The following is an 18637-nucleotide window of genomic DNA, read 5'->3' on the forward strand; positions in this document are numbered from 1 at the left end:
GGAGGCGCGGAGCGAGAAGGCGTCGGGTTCTGGACAGATTGTCCTGTTGGCGGAGCGGGATCGGGTCACTACTATGCGCCATAGTTGATCATTTCTGTGGCGCAAGTGGCCGATGTTGACGCATTTTGCGCCTGATGAGGCGTCGCACCGCGACGAGAGGGAGGCCGCAGTGGGGCCCGGGCTGATAGTTCCGCCGATCTTCTCTCCCATCCCGCCGGCGATCCATCCATGCCATGCGGAGATGGACGTCCAGACGGCCGCATGGGCGGAGACGTTCCGCATCGGCTCCGAGGAACTGCGCGGACGGCTCGTCACGCAGGCCATCGGCACGTTCTCCGCCCGTATCCTGCCGGAGGGCCGCGAGGAGGTCATCTCCCTCCTCGCGGACTTCATCCTCTGGCTCTTCGGTGTCGACGACGGACACTGCGAGGAAGGCGAACTGGGCCGCAGGCCCGGGGAGCTGTCCGGCGAACTCCAGCGCCTGCTGAGGATCGCCCAGAACCCCGAGGTCCCCATGCTGGAGGACGATCCGCTTGCCGCGGGGCTCCGCGACCTGCGGCTGCGGATCGACCGCTACGGTACGTCCGGCCAGGCCCAGCGGTGGGTCGACGCCCTGCGCGAATACTTCTTTGCGGTGGTCTGGGAGGCGTCCCACCGTGCCGCCGGCACCGTGCCGACCCTGAACGACTACACGCTGATGCGGCTCTACGACGGGGCCACCTCGGTGGTGCTGCCGCTGCTGGAGCTGGGCTACGGCTACGAACTCCAACCGCACGAGCGCGACCGCACGGCCGTCCGGGCGGCCACGGAGATGGCGTCCTTCATCATTACTTGGGACAACGACATCTTCTCCTACCACAAGGAGAAGAAGGAGAAGAGCGCCACCGGTTACTACCTCAACGTCCTGCGTGTCCTGGAGCACCACGAGCGGCTCACCCCCGGGAAGGCCCTGACGGTGGCCATCTCCCAGCGCGACCGCGTGATGTGCCTCTACATGCGGCTGACGCGGTACCTCGCCGAGCACGGCAGCCCCCAGCTGCGGCAGTACCTGCACGGGGTGAGCAGTTTCATCAGGGGAGCCCAGGACTGGGGCATCAGTTCTGTCAGGTACACGACTCCCGACGATCCGGCCGCGATGCCCTCGTACTTCCGGGACACGCCCGTGGACGGCAGTGCCGAGCCGCTGGACATCCCGGCGATCGCGTGGTGGTGGACGCTCCTGCCGCCGCGCGCAGAGCCGACCGTGGGTGACCGCCCGGTTCGGCGCTCCGTACAGAACAAAGGATTCTCCGGTGTCAGTTGACGTGCAGTCGATTCCCCGCGCGCCCGGATCGCTCCCTCTCCTCGGGCACGCGTGGCAGTTGTGGCGCGACCCCTTGGGCTTCCTCGGCTCCCTGCGGGAGAGCGGGGAACTCGTCCGCGTGGATCTGGGCACCATGCCCATGTATGTGGCCACCACGGCACGCGTCGTTCACGAGGTGACGGTACGTCAATCCCGCAGCTTCGAGAAGGGGCGGCTGTACGACCGGGTGCGCCCCCTCGTCGGTGACGGCCTGGCCACCGCGAGCGGCGAGACCCACCGCAGGCACCGGCGGCTGATCCAGCCCATGTTCCACCACGAACGCATCGCCGGCTACACGCAGATCATGAGTGAGCGGGCGCTCGCCCTGACCGACTCCTGGACGGCGGGGCAACGGATCGCCGTCGAGGAGGCGATGGCCGAATTCACCATCGAGACGCTCGCCGCCACGATGTTCTCCACGGACATCGGCCGGCCCGCAGTGGAGGCCGTTCGCCGAGACCTGCCCGTCATCCTGAAGAACATGCTCATACGCGCCGCGTCGCCGAAGTTCCTCGACCGGCTTCCCGTGCGGGCGAACCGGGACTTCGACGCAGCCACGGAGAACCTGCGCGGCGTCATCGACGAAGTGATCGCCACCACGCGGACCTCCGGGCTCACCGACCGCCCGGACCTGCTCTCCGTACTCCTCGCCGCGCGCGACGCGGACACGGGGGAGGTGCTGACCGACACGGAGGTGCGCGACGAACTCGTCACCATCCTCTTCGCCGGTACGGAGACCACGGCGTCCACGCTGTCCTGGGCGTTCCACGAACTGGCGCGCCACCCCGACGTCGAGAAGCGGCTGGTCGCCGAGATCGACGAGGTACTGGGCGACCGGCCCGTCACTGTCGAGGACCTGCCGAAACTCGCCGGTGTCCGCCGGGTGCTCGACGAGGTCATCCGGCTCTATGGTGTCACCCTCCTGATGCGTCGCACCACGGTGCCGGTCGAACTCGCCGGCCATGCGCTGCCGGCGGGCGCCGAAGTGGCCTTCAGTCTCTACGCGATGCACCGGGACCCCGACGTGTTCGAGAACCCGGACACGTTCGACCCCGACCGCTGGCTCCCGGAGCGCAAGGCCGCCGTCGACCGGCACGCCTACATCCCCTTCGGCTCCGGGAACCGCAAGTGCATCGGCGACGCCTTCTCCTGGACGGAGGCGACCATCGCCCTGGCGACGATCCTGCCCCGCTGGCAGCTGCGCCCCGTGCCGGGGCACACCCCGAAGGCGGCGGCCTCCGCCATGGCGCACCCCGACCACGTGCCCATGACCGTCCACCCGCGCGGCGCCTGACGCCCCCTCGCCCGGCCCGGCCCGGTCCCCTCACGGGGGCCGGGCCGTTGTCGTGATCTCTCCTTGTGGCGGGGCGCCCACGCCTCAAGAATACCCCCGGGGGTACCCGTGCTACTGTTCCCCGTATACCCCCTGGGGTAATTCGAGGTCCCGTGCCCGCGATCCGGGCCCGGGCCCCCGACGAGAGAGGAGAGAGCTGGTGTTCTTCGTCGACACCATCGAGACCGCAGGGCTCGGCAACCGCGGCTACCTGGCCGGAGGCGAGCACCACGCCGTCGCCGTCGACCCGCCGCGCGACATCGACCGGGTCGTCGCCGCAGCAGCCCGGCGCGGCGTGCGCATCGCCCTCGTCGTCGAGACCCACGTCCACAACGACTACGTCACCGGCGGCCTCCACCTCGCCCGCCTCACCGGCGCCGCCCACCTGGTGCCCGCCGCGGCCGGGGTGACCTTCCCGCACGTCCCCGTCCACGACGGCGACCGCACCGCTGTCGACACCGGGCTCACCCTGCGCGCCCTCGCCACCCCCGGCCACACGCCCCACCACACCGCGTACGTCCTGGAGGACGGCGGCACCGCCGTGGCCGCCTTCACCGGCGGCTCCCTCCTCATCGGCACCGTCGGCCGCCCCGACCTCGTCGAACCCCGGCTCACCGAACGGCTGGCCCGCGCCCAGCACGCCTCCGCCCACCGGCTCGCCGCCGAACTCCCCGACACCACCGCCCTGCTGCCCACGCACGGCTTCGGCAGCTTCTGCGCCTCCGCCCGGGCGGGCGGACCCGGCGGCCCGGCGACCATCGGCGCCGAGAAGACCCGCAACGAGGCGCTGACCAAGGACGTCGACACCTTCGTCGCCGGGCTCCTCGCCGGACTCGACGACACCCCCGCGTACTACACGCACATGGGCCCGCTCAACGCCGCGGGCCCCGCCCCCGTCGACCTCACCCCGCCCGCACCCGCCGACGCCGACGAGATCGCCGCCCGCCTCGCCGCCGGCGAATGGGTCGTCGACCTGCGCAGCCGCGTCGCCTTCGCGGACGGGCACGTCGCCGGCGCCTTCAACTTCGAGGCCGGCGGACAGCTCGCCACCTACCTCGCCTGGCTCATCCCATGGGGCCGGCCCGTCACCCTGCTCGCCGAGTCGCCCGCCCAGCTCGCCGCCGCACAGCGCGAACTCGTCCGCGTCGGCATCGACCGCCCGGCGGCCGCCGCCACGGGCGCCCCCGCCGACTGGGTACGCCCCGGCGAGCCCCTGCGGTCCTTCCCCCGCGCCACCTTCACCGACCTGGCGGCGGCCCGGGAGAGTGCGTCCCGCCACCGCCCGGCCCACGCAGCCGACGGCACGCCGGCCCAGGCCCCCCGCCCCATCGTCGTCCTCGATGTGCGTCGCGACGCCGAGCGTGCCGTCGGGCACATCGAGGGGTCCCTGCACATCCCGCTGCACCTCCTGCGCCGCCGCGCCGCCGAGATTCCCGGCGGGACGGTCTGGGTGCACTGCGCGGGTGGCATGCGCGCGGCCATCGCCGCCTCGCTGCTCGACGCCGAGGGCCGGGACGTCGTCGCCGTCGACGACACCTTCGACGCCGCGGCCCGCGCCGGGCTCCCCCTCACCCGTACCGCCTGCGCCCGCGTCACAGCCGACCAGGCCCACCGGCGCACCGGCCCCGACGGCGACGCCGTCCTCATCGACGTACGGGAGAGCGCCGAGTGGCGGGCCGGGCACGCACCCGGAGCCGTCCACGCGCCCCTGTCCCGGCTGCTCACCGGCGGTGGTCTCCCCGCCCCGCTCCACGACCGGGACCTCGTCGTCATCTGCCGCTCCGGGCAGCGCTCCCAGCGGGCCGCCCTGCTCCTCGCCGCGCGCGGCGCACGCGCCGTCGACGTCGAGGGCGGCATGCGCGCCTGGGCCGGCGCCGGGCTCCCCGTCGTCGACGACCACGGGAACGACGGCTCGATAGCGTGACCGCACTCGTCCTCGGGCTCGCCGCCGGAGCCGTCGTCGGCCTGGCCCTGGGAGCGCTCGGCGGGGGCGGCGGCGTCCTCGCCGTGCCCGCGCTCGTCTACCTGCTCGGCCTCACCCCGGCCGAGGCCACCACCGCGAGCCTCCTCATCGTCACCGCCACCTCCGCCACCGCCCTGTACGCCCATGCCCGCGACGGCCACGTCCGCTGGTCGGCCGGCCTGCTGTTCGCCGCCGCCGGAGCCGTACCCGCCGCGCTCACCGGCTCCGTGGCCGACGGCGTCCCGCGCCCGGTCCTCACCGCGGCCTTCGCCGCCGTCGCCGCGCTCGCCGCGCTGCGCATGCTGCGGCCCGCCCCGGACGACGACGGCACCGGGCACGTACGGCCCGCGCCCGCCGACCGGCCCGCGCCCGCTGACCGGCCCGCTCCCGCCGACCGGTCCGAGCGCGCCGTACGGTCCGTGCGCATCGCGGCGGCGGGCGCCGGGCTCGGCGCCGTCACCGGGCTCCTCGGTGTCGGGGGCGGCTTCCTCGCGGTCCCCGCGCTCGTCGGCGTGGTCGGCCTGCGCATGCGGGCCGCCGTCGCCACCAGCCTGCTCGTGATCACCGTCAACGCCCTGGCCGCCCTGGCCGCGCGCGCCGGAACGGCCACCCCGCCGGACTGGGCGATGATCGCGCCCTTCACCGGTGCCGCCGTCCTCGCCGCCTGGGACGGCAAACGCCTGGCCGCACGGCTCCGCAGCAGCACACTCCAGCGGCTCTTCGGGTACGTGCTGCTGGGCGTCGCCGCGCTGATGCTGGCGGACGCGGTCCTGTGACGGGCGGGCGCGGCGTCCGGCTTCACGTCACCTCGGCGGCCGACCGCACGTCAGCTCAGCGTCCGGCTGCCCGGCCCCCGGCAGCCGACGTCACGCCAGCGACAGGAACAGCTTCTCCAGTCGCGCCCGCATCTCGTCGCGTTCCGCGTCCGCCTTCGGTCCGTCCCCGATGTCGGTCAGGCACTGCTGGAGCCCCGTGGCGATGATCGCGAAACCCGCCCGGTCCAGCGCACGGGACGCGGCGGCGAGCTGCGTCACGACCTCCTCGCAGTCGCGACCCTCCTCGATCATCCGGATCACGCCGGAGATCTGACCCTGTGCCCGGCGCAGCCGGTTCAGCACCGACCGCAGCTCGGCCCCCGCGAGATCCAGCTCCACAACCACTCCTCAGCACATACCCCTGGGGGTAATCTACTCCCCGGTCCGGGGCCCCGTCGACGACCAAGGATGACACCTGACATGACCAGCACCCCGCACACCCTGCACACCGACCACGTCCGTACCCGGCTCCACGAACTCACCGTGATCGACGTCCGCACACCGGGCGAGTTCGCGTCCGGACACCTCCCGGGCGCCCTCAACATCCCCCTCGACGCGCTCCGGCGCGCCCTGCCCGACATCCGCGACGCCGCCGCACACGGCGACGTCCTCCTCGTCTGCGCCTCCGGCGCCCGCTCCGCCGACGCCTGCCGCACCCTCGCCCAGGACGGCGTCACCGCGGCCACGCTCGCCGGCGGCACCGGCGCCTGGGCCGCCGACGGCCACGCCCTGCACCGCCCTCAGGGCGCGCCCCGCGCCACCTGGGCCATGGAACGGCAGGTCCGGTTCACCGCCGGCCTCCTCGTCCTGACCGGCCTCGCCCTGGGCCTCCTCGTCCACCCGGCGTTCCAGCTCCTCTCCGCGGGCATCGCGGGCGGCTTCGTCTTCTCCGCCCTCACCGACACCTGCGGCATGGCCGTCGTCCTCGGCAAGCTCCCGCACAACCGCCCCCGCCCCGCCGACCTCGACACGACACTGGCCGCCCTGAGGGCACGTCACACCACCGCCGCCGACTGACCGTACGCCCGCCCGGGAAGGCTGCCCCCCAGGGGGCGCCCCCGGGCGGCACCACCCCCAGCGCACCGGCCGTGAGGAGAACGGGATGACCAGCACCGGCACACACGTTCCCGGCCCGACGGGGATCCCCCTGCTGGGCTCCATGTTCGACCTGCGACGCGACTCGCTCGGCACGTTCCTCGGCGCCTTCCGCGACCACGGCGACGTCGTCCGCGTCACCGCCGGCCCACCCGGGCTGCGCACCGAGGTCTACGGCGTGTTCTCCGCCGAGGGCGCCCAGCAGGTCCTCGCCACCGAGTCCGCCAACTTCCGCAAGGACAACGCCTTCTACCAGGAGGTCCGCGACTCCTTCGGCAACGGGCTGCTCACCAGCCAGGACGGGGACTACGTACGCCAACGCCGCCTCGTCCAGCCCCTGTTCACCCGGCGCCGCGTCGACGGCTACGCCGACGCCGTCACCACCGAGACCGCCACGCTGCTCGCCTCCTGGCGGGACGCACCCGGCGCCACCGTCGACGTCGCCGCCGAGATGACCCGGCTCACGCTGCGCGCCGTCGCCCGCATCCTGTTCGGCACCGACGTCGAGAGCGCCGTCGACGTCGTCGAGCGCTCCTTCCCCGTCCTCGGCGAGTACGCCCTGAGGCGCGCCTTCACCCCCGTCAGGCCGCCCCGCCACTGGCCCACCCCGGCCAACCGCCGCGCCGCCGCCGCGATCGGCGAACTGTACGAGGAGTGCGACCGCATCATCGGCAAGCGGCGCGCCGAGGGCTCCGCCGCCACCGGCGACGACCTCCTCACGCTGCTCAGCAGGGCCGCCGACGAGACGGACGGCGGCCTCGACCCGTCCGAGATCCGCGACCAGGTCCTCGTCTTCCTCCTCGCCGGCCACGAGACCACGGCCACCTCGCTCGCGTTCTCCCTCCACCTGCTGGCCCGCCACCCCGACCAGCAGCGGCGCGCCCGCGACGAAGCCGTCCGCGTCCTGGCCGGCCGCACCCCGGGTGCCGCCGACCTCGACGCCCTGCCGTACCTCACCCAGGTCCTCAAGGAGGCCATGCGGCTGTACCCCGCGGGCCCCGTCATCGGCCGCCGCGCCGTCGCCACCACCGTGGTCGGCGGACACACCATCCCGGCCGGCGCCGACGTCGTCGTCGCCCCGTGGGTGACCCACCGGCACCCGCGCTACTGGGAGGAGCCCGAGCGCTTCGACCCGGAGCGGTTCGCGCCGGAACGCGAGAAGGCCCGCCCCCGCTACGCCTGGTTCCCCTTCGGTGGCGGGCCGCGCGCCTGCATCGGCCAGCACTTCTCGATGCTGGAGTCGGTCCTCGCCCTCGCGATGATCCTCCGGGCGTACGAGATCGAGGCAGTCGACACGTACGTGCCGGTCACGGTCGGCATCACGCTGCGCGCCGCGGGCCCCGCGCGCTGCCGACTGCGTCCCCGGTCACACTCGCGGGCAGAGGCGTGACGTCAGATGCCGCATGCCCCTCTTCCGTAAGGAGCCGAAAGGCACCAGCACCACGAAGAGGGAAAGAGAAGAAACCCCCATGAGCACCACCCCCCTCACCGACGAGGAGATCGTGCGCGCGGTGCGCGCCGTGGCCGCGCTGGAGGAGCAGCGCGAGGCCCTGGCGGCCCGCGTGGAGGCCCTGCGCACCGCCACGTCCCCGGAGGACCTGGCCGAACGCGACCGGGCGGGCGCCGCCATGACGTCCGTGACGGCCGCCGTCCTCCTGGAGTCCGCCGACACGCTGGACCGCCTGGGCCTGACGACGGCGGCCCAGGCGGTCCGGCACCTGGTGGACGAGGAGGACGTGGCCTCCGACCTCTGAGCGTCAGCCGGCCACGTCGGCCATGTCGGCCAGCCACAGGTCGGGGCCGAACACCTCGTACCGGATGCGCCGCGCCGGAACGCCGGCCCGCAGCAGCTGCTCGCGCGCGGCCCGCATGAAGGGCAGCGGCCCGCACAGGAACACGCCGGCGTCCGCCGGCAGGCGGACCGAGCGGAGGTCCAGCAGCCCGGTACGGACGTCGGGCCCACGCCGCCCGGCGCCGTCCTGTTCCAGCTCGCACTCCCCGGACTCCCCGTACTCCTCGTACCAGAACACGGCACGCCCATCGGCCAACCCGTCCACCAGGCGGAGGGTGTCGGCCCGGAGCGCGTGGGAGGCGGGGGAGCGGTCGGCGTGCAGCACCGTGACCGGGCGGTGCGAGCCGGTGGCGGCGAGGTGCTCCAGCACGGCGACCATCGGCGTGCAGCCGATCCCGGCCGAGACGAGGACCAGCGGCCGGTCCTCCTCGTCGAGCACCACGTCACCGAAGGGCGCGGACAACGCCAGCACATCACCCACCGCCGCGCTCCGGTGCAGCAGGTTCGACACCTCGCCGTCCGGAACGCCGTCTCGGCGCAGCCGCTTGACGGTGATCCGGCGGACGTCCTCGCCCGGCGCCGACGACAGGCTGTACTGGCGCAGTTGGCGCACCCCGTCCGGCATCCGCACGCGCACGCTCACGTACTGGCCGGCGCGGGCCGCCGGAGCGGGCCGGCCGTCGGCGGGGCGCAGCAGCAGGGACACCGCGTCCGCCGTCTCCTCGCGCCGCTCCACCACCGTCCACTCCCGCCACGGGTGCCCCGGCCGCACCTGCGCCTCCAGGTAGAGCCGAGCCTCCTGGGCGATCAGGGCGCCGGCCATGAGCCAGTACACCTCGTCCCAGGCGCCCGCGACTTCGGGAGTCACGGCGTCCCCCAAGACCTCGGCGACGGCGGCGAAAAGGTACTTGTGCACGACCGTGTACTGGTCGTCGGTCACCCCGACCGACGCGTGCTTGTGCGCGATACGGGACAGCAGGGCGTCCGGCCGGGCCTCGGGCTCGCAGACCAGCGCCGCCGCGAAGCCCACAAGGGCCCCCGCCAGCGCCCGCCGCTGGTCGCCGCCGGCCTGGTTGCCCCGGTTGAACAGCCCGTCCAGCAGCTCGGGGCGCTCGGCGAACATCGTGCGGTAGAAGCGCGCGGTGATCTCGTCCAGCGCCCCGCCGACGGCGGGGAGCGTGGCCCGTACGATCCGGGCGGATTCGGCGGACAGCATGAGACTCCTAGGAAGCGAAGCCGGAAGAAACAACGCACCGCTGAAACGCAGGCACATTCCTGTCTACAACCCCACGTGGCGTCACCGCCCCCACTCCCATCCACCCGAGGACCAAGGCCCCCACATCGGACCCACCCGGCCCAAGGCCCCGGCACAGGAACACCCCGAAGGGCCCTACCGACCCGCCGGACCGGTACCCCCTGCCCGCAGGCGCTCGCGGACGACACTCAAGGGCGTGTTGCACGTCCCTTCGCACGGTGGGGGCATCACGCCGGTGACGTGTCCGGGGACCTGCACGGGCAGGCACCGCCAAGGAGGAATCGCATGCATGCTGTTCGCCGCATCGCCACAGTGATGGGGGCCCTGGCTCTCACCGTCTCCGGCGTGGTCGTCATGGCACCGTCCGCCCAGGCCGACTACGACGCCTGCGTGGGGCGTGCGGTGTCCGGGCTGCTGGGCAGCTCTAGCGTGTGTCGCTGTCCAGTACCTCCCGCAAGGCCGCGCGGCCTGCTTCCAGGCGGGCGACCGGCACTCTGAACGGGGAGCACGACACGTAGTCGAGGCCCGCCGCGTGGAAGAAGTGGACCGATTCCGGGTCGCCGCCGTGTTCGCCGCAGACGCCGATCTCCAGGTCCGGGCGCGTGGCCCGGCCCTCCGCCACGGCGATCTCCACCAGGCGGCCCACGCCCTCCCGGTCGATCGTCTCGAACGGGGACGCCTCGAACACGCCCTTCTCCAGGTAGGCCGAGAAGAACTCCGCCTCCACGTCGTCCCGCGAGAACCCCCACGTCGTCTGCGTCAGATCGTTCGTGCCGAACGAGAAGAACTCCGCGTCCCGCGCGATGCGCCCCGCCGTCAGCGCCGCCCGCGGCAGCTCGATCATCGTGCCGACCGGGCAGTCGACCGCCAGCCCGCTCTCCTCCGCCACCCGCGCCAGCACCCGGTCCACCTCCTCGCGTACGAGCCGCAGTTCCTCCACCGCGTCGACCAGCGGCACCATGATCTGCGCCCGCGGGTTCCCGCCCGCCCGGACGCGCTCCACGACCGCCTCCGCCACCGCCCGCACCTGCATGGCCACCAGGCCCGGCACGACCAGGCCCAGGCGGACGCCCCGGAGGCCCAGCATCGGGTTCTGCTCGTGGAGGCGGGTCACCGCGGAGAGCAACGCGGTGTCCCTCGCGTCCGGTTCTCGGCCCACCGCCCGCTCGCTCGCCACCCGCACCGCCAGTTCCGTACGGTCCGGCAGGAACTCGTGCAGCGGCGGGTCCAGCAGCCGGATCGTCACCGGCAGCCCGTCCATCGCCGCCAGGATCCCCGCGAAGTCCCGCCGCTGCAGCGGCAGCAGCGCCGCCAGCGACGCCTCCCGCTCCGCGTCGTCACGCGCCAGGATCATCGCCTCCACCAACGCCCGCCGCTCGCCGAGGAACATGTGCTCCGTACGGCACAACCCGATGCCCCGCGCCCCGAACCGGCGCGCCCGCGCCGCGTCCTCCGGCGTGTCCGCGTTGGCCCGCACCTCCAGCCGCCGCAGTCCGTCCGCCCGTTCCATCAGGCGGTCCACGTCCCGGACCAGCCGGTCCGCCTCCGTCATCCGCTCGGCCGCCGCGTCCGCGGACCCGGACCCCTCCGGCAGGCGGCCCCCCGCCTCGAAGTACCGCATCACCACCGAGTCCTCCAGCGGCACCTCACCCCGGTACACCCGGCCCTCGGAGCCGTCCACCGAGATCACCGCCCCCTCCTCCACGGTCACGTCCCCCACCGTGAAGCGGCGCTCCCGCACCTCCACGCGCAGCGCGTCCGCGCCGCACACGCACACCTTGCCCATGCCGCGCGCCACCACCGCCGCATGGCTGGTCTTGCCGCCCCTGCTCGTCAGCACCGCCTGCGCGGCGACCATGCCCGGCAGGTCGTCCGGGGTCGTCTCCGGCCGTACCAGCACCACCCGTTCACCCGCCGCGGCCCGCCGAGTTGCCTCCGCCGAGTCGAACACCACCGCCCCCACCGCGGCCCCGGGCGACGCCGGCACCCCCCGCGCCAGCGGCTCACCGGCCGCCGACGCGTCGAAGCGCGGGAACATCAACCGCGCCAGGCCCTCCCCGTTCACCCGCTGCAGCGCCTCGTCCGGACTGATGAGCCCCTCGTCGACGAGCTGCGCGGCGATCCCGAACGCGGCCTGCGCGGTACGCTTCCCGACCCGCGTCTGCAGCATCCACAGCCTGCCCTGCTCGATCGTGAACTCGACGTCGCACAGGTCCCGGTAGTGCTCCTCCAGCCGCCGCAGATGGCCCCGCAGCTCCTCGTACGAAACCGGGTCCAGCCGCCGCAACTCCTCCAGCGGCACGGCGTCGCGCGTCCCCGACACCACGTCCTCGCCCTGGGCGTTCGGCAGGTAGTCGCCGTACACGCCCGGCCGGCCGGTCGCCGGGTCGCGCGTGAACGCCACGCCGCTGCCCGAGTCGGCGCCCCGGTTGCCGAACACCATCGTCTGGACGTTCACCGCCGTCCCCAGGTCGTCCGGGATGTGCTCCCGCCGGCGGTAGACCCGTGCCCGCTCCGCGTTCCACGACGAGAACACCGCCAGCACCGCCCGGTGCAGCTGCTCGTGCGGATCCTGCGGGAACTCCTCACCCGTCCGCTCCTGCACGACGTCCTTGAACGTCTCCACGATCCTGATCAGGTCACAGGCGTCCAGGTGCGACTCGTCCACGTGGTGCTGGTGCTCGATCCGCCCGAGGACCTCCTCGAACAGCGCCCCGTCCACGCCCATCACCGTCGTGCCGAACATCTGCACGAGACGGCGGTACGAGTCCCAGGCGAAGCGCTCCCGCGCCGGCGTCTTCGCCAGCCCCAGCACCGCGTAGTCGTTCAGCCCGATGTCGAGGATCGTCTCCATCATCCCGGGCATCGAGAACCGAGCCCCCGACCGCACCGACAGCAGCAGCGGATCGTCCACCCGGCCCAGCCGGCGCCCCGCCTCCCGCTCCAGCCGCGCCAGGTGCTCCGCGATCTCGTCGTCCAGCCCGGGCGGCGGCGCGCCCGTCGCCAGGTACACCCGGCACGCCTCCGTGGTCACCGTGAAACCGGGCGGCACCGGCAGGCCCATGCGCGTCATCTCGGCCAGATTGGCGCCCTTGCCGCCGAGGAGGTCGGCCTGCTCCCGGCCGCCCTCGGAGAAGTCGTACACGTAACGGACCATGGCAGTGCTTCCTCCCGGTACCCCCGAGCGACGGCCGGCCGACGGTGCCACCACGACCAGCGTGCCACCGCGGCGCCCGAGGCGCCCGGGGCCGTCCGGCCGGTGCACCCCGTCCGGCCGGGCACGCCATCCGGCCGGGCACCCCGTCCGGCGGGCCGGCCCGTCCCTATAGGCTCTTCCGGCACGCCACAGGCACGCCACAGGCACGTCCGGCACGGTCCGGAACGAGAGGAACGAGGGGGAGAGCACCGGGTGGGGGCCGAACCGCCGCTGTCACGCATGCCCCGGATGCGGCTGGACGAACTGCTGGAGGAGCTCCAGGCGCGCATCGACGCCGTCCGCGGCACCCGCGACCGCGTGCACACCCTCCTGGAGGCCGTCGTCTCCGTGGGCCGCGGGCTGGACCTCGACCAGGTCCTGCACCGCATCGTCGAGGCCGCCGCGCTCCTCGTCGACGCGCGCTACGCCGCCCTCGGCGTCATCGGGCCCGACGGGCGCACCCTCTGCCGCTTCCTGACCGTGGGCCTCGGCGACGAACAGGTCGCCCGCATCGGCGCCCCGCCCTCCGGCCACGGACTGCTCGGCGAGATCATCCGCAACCCCGAGCCCTTGCGCATCGGCGACATCCCCGAGCACCCGTCGTCGTACGGCTTCCCCGCCCACCACCCACCGATGCGCACGCTCCTCGGGGTGCCGATCCGCGTACGGGACGAGGTCTTCGGCAACCTCTACCTCACCGACAAGCGGGGCGGCCAGGACTTCGACGCCGAGGACGAGGCCCTGATCACCACCCTCTCCGTCGCCGCCGGCGTCGCCATCGACAACGCCCGGCTCTACGAGGGCGCGCAGCGCCAGCAGCGCTGGCTGGAGGCCACCGCGGAGATCACCCGCAGCCTGCTGTCCGGCAGTCCACGGCTCGACGTGCTGGAACTCATCGCCCGCCGCGCGCAGGAGATCACCGGCGCGCGGCTCGCGGACGTGTCCGTGCCGGTGCCCGGCACCCGCGCCCTCGTCGTCGAGCTGGCCACCGGCGGCGACCACGCGCTACGACGCGGCCTCGTCGTACCCGTCAACGGCACCCTGTCCGGCGCCGCGTACACGGCCGGCACCCCTGTGACCTCCGCCGACCTGCCGCACGACCCGCTGTACGACGCGGGACCCCGCCGCTTCGACGGCCTGGGGCCCGCGGTGGCCGTACCCCTCGGCACCGGTATGGACGACACCCGCGGAGTACTGCTGCTGGCCCGCGGCGAGGGCGAACCCGTCTTCAGCGGTGCCGAACTGGACCCGCTGCCCGCCTTCGCCGGGCAGGCCGCCGTCGCCCTCGAACTCGCCGAGCGCCGCCGCGACGCCGAGCAGCTCGCCCTCCTGGAGGACCGCGACCGCATCGCCCGCGACCTCCACGACCTCGCCATCCAGCGCCTGTTCGCCACCGGCATGACCCTGCAGAGCGCGACCCGCCTCATCGAACACGACGGCGCCGCCGAACGGGTCTCCCGTGCCGTCGGCGACCTCGACGAGACCATCAAGATCATCAGGTCCACCATCTTCGGGCTGCGCACACGGGAGGAGGACGCGGCGGCGGGGCCCGGACTGCGGGCCCGTGTCGCCCGGGCCGTCGGCGACGCCGCGACCGCGCTCGGCCATCCGCCCCGCCTCAGCATGGAGGGCCTGCTCGACACCGACGTGCCGGGCGAGATCGCCGACCACGTCATGGCCGCCCTGAGCGAACTCCTCAGCAACGCGGCGCGCCACGCCCACGCCACCCGGGTCGAGGTGTCCGTGCGGGCCACGCCCACGGAGGTCGCCCTCACCGTCACCGACGACGGCCGCGGCGTCCCGGCGGCCGTCGGCCGCCGCAGCGGCCTGCGCAACCTCGCGGAGCGGGCCGAGAGCGTGGGCGGCACCTTCACGACGACCACCCCGCAGGAGGGCGGATGCAGGGCCCGTTGGAGCGCGCCCCTGCACCTCTCCTCTTGAGGCCCGTTCCGCTCCGGGCGCTGGAACCGGCCGCCGACAGTCGACACGAGCCCGGGGCACCGTAAGGACGCGCGGGCACACCCAGGGCCCGACGGAGGGCCGTCCGGCCCTGGCGCGGTGGGTCGGGCGCGGGGACCATGCGGTGGACACGATCAGGAATCGGAGTGTGCGATGACGGACAGCGGCAGCGGCCGGGACGCCCAGGCGCCGGTCAGGGTCTTTCTGCTCGACGACCACGAGGTGGTGCGGCGGGGGGTCCGTGACCTGCTGGACGACGCGCCCGATCTGACCGTCGTCGGTGAGGCCGCCACGGCCGAGCAGGCCCTCGCCCGGGTTCCCGCGCTGCGGCCGCAGGTGGCCGTGCTGGACGTGCGGCTGGCCGACGGCGACGGGGTGAGCGTATGCCGGGAGCTGCGGTCCCGGATGCCCGGCCTGGCCTGCCTGATGCTCACGTCCTTCGACGACGAGGAGGCGCTGCTCGACGCCATCATGGCGGGCGCCTCCGGATACGTCCTCAAGCAGATCAGCGGCACCGACCTGGTGACAGCGGTCCGCACCGTGGCCTCGGGGAAGTCGATGCTCGACCCCGGCGCCACGGCCCGGGTGATGGCCCGTCTGCGGGGTGAGGGACGGCGGGAGGAGCAGCCGCGGGGCCTGCCGGAACTCACGGAGCGGGAGCGGGAGATCCTGGCCCTCGTGGGGGAGGGGCTGACGAACCGTGAGATCGGCAGGCGGCTCTACCTGGCGGAGAAGACCGTCAAGAACAACGTCTCCCGCCTCCTGGCCAAGCTCGGCGTCGAACGCCGCGTCCAGGCCGCCGTCATCGCCACCCGCACGCTCGGCGGCCCGACCCGCGAGGGAGCGTCCGCACAGTAGCGCCGCCCACCCTCCGCAACGGATGCCTCCGCAACGGATGCCGCCGGGGAGATGCCGCCGGGGCGGATACCGCCGGGAAGGAAGCCGCCAGGGCAGATGCCGCCGGGACGGACGCGACCGCGCGGACTCGACCCCGGGACGCGTCACTCGTGCGGCACCACCGCGACCGGGCACGGCGCGTGGTGCAGGGCCGCGTGCGCCACCGAGCCGATCCGCATGCCGACCGTGGAGTGCCGCACGCGCCGGCCCACCACCAGCAGGTCCGCCTCCGCCGCGGCCGACAGCAGCACCTGCCCCGCGCTGCCGATCTCGACGTGCTCCGTCACCGGCACCTGCGGGTACCGCTCGCGCAGCGGGGCCAGCGCCTCCGTCAGGGCCTTGCGCTCGAACGGCTCCAGACCGCCCACCTCGTCGGCCAGGGCCAGCGACCCGGGGCTGTACGCGTAGAGCGGGGGGAGGCTCCAGGCCCGTACCGCGCGCACGGACGTGCCCCGGACCGCGGCCGCCTCGAACGCGAACTCCAGGACCGGCGCGCTCTCCTCCGGGCTGCCCTGCTGCCCCACGACGACCTCGCCGCGCAGGGTGTCGGCACGCCCCTCGTCGCCCTTCGGCGCGCGCACCGACACGACGGGGCGGGTGGCCGCGGCGATGACCTGCTGCCCGTACGAGCCGAGCAGGAAGCCCACGACGACGCCGTGCCCGCGCGACCCGAGGACCAGGATCCGGGACGCGTCGGCGGCCGCGAGCAGCGCCGGGACGGGCGTGTCCGCGACCACCTCGGAGGTCACCGGCACGCTCGGCACGCTGCTCCGCGCCTCCGCCACGGCCTCGTCCAGGACCTCGTGCGCCACGCGCTCCTGGCTCGCCCTGTCCTGGTCCAGCGGTACGTCCAGCGGCTGCCACAGCCAGGCGTGCACGACGTGCAGCGGCAGGGAGCGGCGCCCGGCCTCCCGGGCGGCCCAGCGGGTCGCGGCCAGGCTCGCCGGGGAACCGTCCACTCCAACGGTGATCGGGCGGGTCATGGGGCTGCCTCCGTAGCGATCAGGGGTACTGCGCCCTTTCAGCGTGGGGCGCGGCGCTGCCGCGCGCGCAGGGCCGATAGGCCCGACTTCCCCGGCCGTCAGGCCGCAAACTCCGCCGTTCGGTTCGGGCCGGACGGGGCTCGTCGTACCGGGTCCGCGGGTGGATCCTGTAAGCGGGGCCGCTTCACGGCGGCCCACCACCGCCGTCCGAAGCGTCGAGGAGGCACATCATGACCCGGACGCTGGAGTGGAAGATCAACATGGAGATGCTCGAGGAGGAGGGCACCACCGAGGCGCGCGCGGTCCTGGACACCGGTACGTCGAAACTCACCGGTCACGGCCAGGCCAGGTGCAACCCGGAGGACGAGGACGTCCCCCTGATCGGCGACGAACTGGCGGCGAGCCGCGCGATGAGCGACCTCGCCCGGCAGTTGATGCGCCTGGCGTACAAGGACATCGGCGAGGCAGGCGCCGGCATGTCCGGCGAACAGGAGGAGGAGACCCCGTACGGCTGGTCGACCCCGAACCGCTGACGCGCGGCCACCACCACCGCACCCCGCCGCCCCGCGCGGCGGGGTGCGGTGGCGCCCGGCCGCCGTCACGGCCGCGGGGGAGGGCCGCGGACTCAGGACGCCACCGCCTCCGTGTCGTCCTCCTCGTACGTCAGCCGGTCGTCCACGTCGACCACCCCGTCCACGGTCTCGCACAGCCGTACGACGATCGGCACGAGGCTCCGGCGCTCCAGCGTGCCGCTCAGCGTCACCGTGCCGTCGTTGACGTCGACGGTCAGCGCGGACGGCGGCAGTCCCAGCGTCCGCGTCACGACGTCCTCCAGGATCTCCTCCTGGATCGCCCGGTCGCGCCGCAGGAACAGCTGGAGCAGATCGCTGCGGCTCAGTACGCCGATGAGGCGGCCCGACGCATCGACCACCGGCAGCCGCTTGATCCGTTTGCGGTCCATGACGCGCGCCGCCTCGACCGCGCTCCACTCCGGCCGCGCCACCACGGCGGGGCTCGACATCAGCCCCTCGGCGGTGGTCGCACCCTGGTTGCCGGGCGTGCCCCGGCGCAGCAGGTCGGCCTCCGACACCACCCCGACCGGCCGTTCGTCCTCGTCGACCACGGGCACGGCCGTGATGCCGTACTCGTCGAGGAGCCGCGCGATCTCCTTGAACGGGGTGCCGGGCCGCACGGCGACGGCCTCCGGTGTCATCAGATCGGCCACACTGCGGTGCCTCATCGCTCGCCCGTCCCTTCGCTGCCTCGCCGACGCCTGATTCGCTACTTCAGAGGATGCCCGCGATATCCGTACGAGGACATTTCGGCCCTGGCGGCGCGGCCCGGGCGGTGCTTTGCTGGAAGGGACGGAAAGGGCTGGACGGAGACGAGGAGTAGCGGACCCGAGCCGTGCACCTCGCAATCAGGATCCGCGAGAAGCGGATGGCCCTTTCCGCCTTCACGTACGCCGCCGGCCTTCCCGTACCTCCTCAGAGGACGCCGCTGCCGTGCGGCGCGTACAGGTCGAGCAGCCTCACCCGCGTCGACTGGAGGCGGTGGGCGAGGATCTGCCCCACCCACAGGGTCAGGGCCAGACCGAAAGCCGGCTCCGCCGCGCACAGCGCGCGCACCGACGCCGCGTCGAACTCGTACGCCCGCACCAGGCTCATCGCCTCCGCGCCCAGCTCCCACTCGTACGGCGGGAACAGCCAGGACAGGCCCACCAGCTCGCCGTGGCCGAGCATCTCGATCACCGCGGGGCGCAGGCTCCCCGGAAGCCGCGCGTCGAGGTTCACGGCACCCGTCCGCACGACCCAGAAGCGGTCCGCGGGCCGCCGCTCGTCGAACAGCCGCTCACCCGGCTGGAACGACACGTCCGTGGCGAGGGACATCAGCCGCTCCCGGTGGGGAGCCGGCAGGGCGTTGATCCTGGGTGCTGTGGTGCTCATCTGAACCTCCTGGTGGACCCGCGCACTTCAGCGTCGGCCGACACGGTGCGGGGCCGCAGGG

16 protein-coding genes are annotated in these 18637 nt (G+C 73.7%); 10 read left to right on the top strand and 6 right to left on the bottom strand.

Features of this window, described 5'->3' with window-relative positions; translation table 11 throughout:
• Positions 1 to 169 precede the first annotated feature (169 nt).
• The 4 genes from ABEB09_RS30670 (at position 170) to ABEB09_RS30685 (ending at position 5414) form a co-directional block, all read left to right on the top strand.
• Complete coding sequence (locus ABEB09_RS30670) at positions 170 to 1303, top strand: selina-4(15),7(11)-diene synthase (protein WP_345693169.1); 1134 nt, start codon at positions 170 to 172, stop codon at positions 1301 to 1303.
• Positions 1293 to 2636: a cytochrome P450 gene (locus ABEB09_RS30675; RefSeq protein ID WP_345693170.1), complete on the top strand. Its 1344-nt coding sequence runs from the start codon at positions 1293 to 1295 to the stop codon at positions 2634 to 2636. The genes ABEB09_RS30670 and ABEB09_RS30675 overlap by 11 nt, the downstream gene beginning before the upstream one ends.
• 199 nt (positions 2637 to 2835) lie before the next feature.
• Positions 2836 to 4599: an MBL fold metallo-hydrolase gene (locus ABEB09_RS30680; protein WP_345693171.1), complete on the top strand. Its 1764-nt coding sequence runs from the start codon at positions 2836 to 2838 to the stop codon at positions 4597 to 4599.
• A complete protein-coding gene (locus ABEB09_RS30685; RefSeq protein WP_345693172.1) occupies positions 4596 to 5414 on the top strand; it encodes a TSUP family transporter in 819 nt (272 codons plus the stop codon). Before ABEB09_RS30680 ends, ABEB09_RS30685 begins: the two co-directional genes overlap by 4 nt.
• Positions 5415 to 5504: 90 nt before the next feature.
• On the opposite strand, the gene ABEB09_RS30690 is transcribed toward ABEB09_RS30685, so the two are convergent.
• A complete protein-coding gene (locus tag ABEB09_RS30690) occupies positions 5505 to 5792 on the bottom strand; it encodes a metal-sensitive transcriptional regulator (protein ID WP_345693173.1) in 288 nt (95 codons plus the stop codon).
• A gap of 81 nt (positions 5793 to 5873) precedes the next feature.
• On the opposite strand from ABEB09_RS30690, the gene ABEB09_RS30695 reads away from it, so the two are divergent.
• The 3 genes from ABEB09_RS30695 to ABEB09_RS30705 all read left to right on the top strand — a co-directional run bounded on the left by ABEB09_RS30695 (position 5874) and on the right by ABEB09_RS30705 (position 8302).
• Positions 5874 to 6470 (top strand): rhodanese-like domain-containing protein, encoded by a 597-nt coding sequence (locus ABEB09_RS30695; RefSeq protein ID WP_345693174.1) that lies wholly within the window; start codon positions 5874 to 5876, stop codon positions 6468 to 6470.
• A gap of 85 nt (positions 6471 to 6555) precedes the next feature.
• A complete protein-coding gene (locus tag ABEB09_RS30700) occupies positions 6556 to 7938 on the top strand; it encodes a cytochrome P450 (protein ID WP_345693175.1) in 1383 nt (460 codons plus the stop codon).
• Between the two features lie 79 nt (positions 7939 to 8017).
• On the top strand, positions 8018 to 8302 hold the full coding sequence (locus tag ABEB09_RS30705; protein ID WP_345693176.1) for a hypothetical protein: 285 nt from the start codon (positions 8018 to 8020) through the stop codon (positions 8300 to 8302).
• Positions 8303 to 8305: 3 nt separating this feature from the next.
• Here ABEB09_RS30705 and ABEB09_RS30710 read toward each other — a convergent pair whose 3' ends face one another.
• Both ABEB09_RS30710 and ppdK read right to left on the bottom strand, forming a co-directional pair.
• Entirely contained in the window at positions 8306 to 9556 is a 1251-nt protein-coding gene (locus tag ABEB09_RS30710; RefSeq protein WP_345693177.1) for a globin domain-containing protein, read from the bottom strand.
• A 463-nt stretch (positions 9557 to 10019) separates the two neighbouring features.
• Positions 10020 to 12752 (bottom strand): pyruvate, phosphate dikinase, encoded by a 2733-nt coding sequence (gene ppdK, locus ABEB09_RS30715; protein ID WP_345693178.1) that lies wholly within the window; start codon positions 12750 to 12752, stop codon positions 10020 to 10022.
• 279 nt (positions 12753 to 13031) lie between these two features.
• On the opposite strand from ppdK, the gene ABEB09_RS30720 reads away from it, so the two are divergent.
• Positions 13032 to 14732 (top strand): sensor histidine kinase, encoded by a 1701-nt coding sequence (locus tag ABEB09_RS30720; protein WP_380840969.1) that lies wholly within the window; start codon positions 13032 to 13034, stop codon positions 14730 to 14732.
• Between the two features lie 171 nt (positions 14733 to 14903).
• Positions 14904 to 15608: a response regulator gene (locus tag ABEB09_RS30725; RefSeq protein ID WP_345693179.1), complete on the top strand. Its 705-nt coding sequence runs from the start codon at positions 14904 to 14906 to the stop codon at positions 15606 to 15608.
• Positions 15609 to 15751: 143 nt separating this feature from the next.
• Here the strand turns inward: ABEB09_RS30725 and ABEB09_RS30730 are convergent, their stop codons facing one another.
• On the bottom strand, positions 15752 to 16630 hold the full coding sequence (locus tag ABEB09_RS30730; RefSeq protein ID WP_345693180.1) for a universal stress protein: 879 nt from the start codon (positions 16628 to 16630) through the stop codon (positions 15752 to 15754).
• Between the two features lie 230 nt (positions 16631 to 16860).
• On the opposite strand from ABEB09_RS30730, the gene ABEB09_RS30735 reads away from it, so the two are divergent.
• Positions 16861 to 17163 carry a DUF1876 domain-containing protein gene (locus ABEB09_RS30735; protein WP_345693181.1) on the top strand — a complete coding sequence of 101 codons (303 nt, stop codon included), beginning with the start codon at positions 16861 to 16863 and terminating at the stop codon, positions 17161 to 17163.
• Between the two features lie 92 nt (positions 17164 to 17255).
• Here ABEB09_RS30735 and ABEB09_RS30740 read toward each other — a convergent pair whose 3' ends face one another.
• Positions 17256 to 17870, bottom strand: coding sequence for a CBS domain-containing protein (locus ABEB09_RS30740; protein ID WP_345693182.1), 615 nt, complete (start codon positions 17868 to 17870; stop codon positions 17256 to 17258).
• Between the two features lie 247 nt (positions 17871 to 18117).
• A complete protein-coding gene (locus ABEB09_RS30745; protein WP_345693183.1) occupies positions 18118 to 18576 on the bottom strand; it encodes a Crp/Fnr family transcriptional regulator in 459 nt (152 codons plus the stop codon).
• Positions 18577 to 18637 lie beyond the last annotated feature (61 nt).

Source organism: Streptomyces coeruleoprunus (genome assembly GCF_039542925.1).
Lineage (GTDB): Bacteria > Actinomycetota > Actinomycetes > Streptomycetales > Streptomycetaceae > Streptomyces > Streptomyces coeruleoprunus.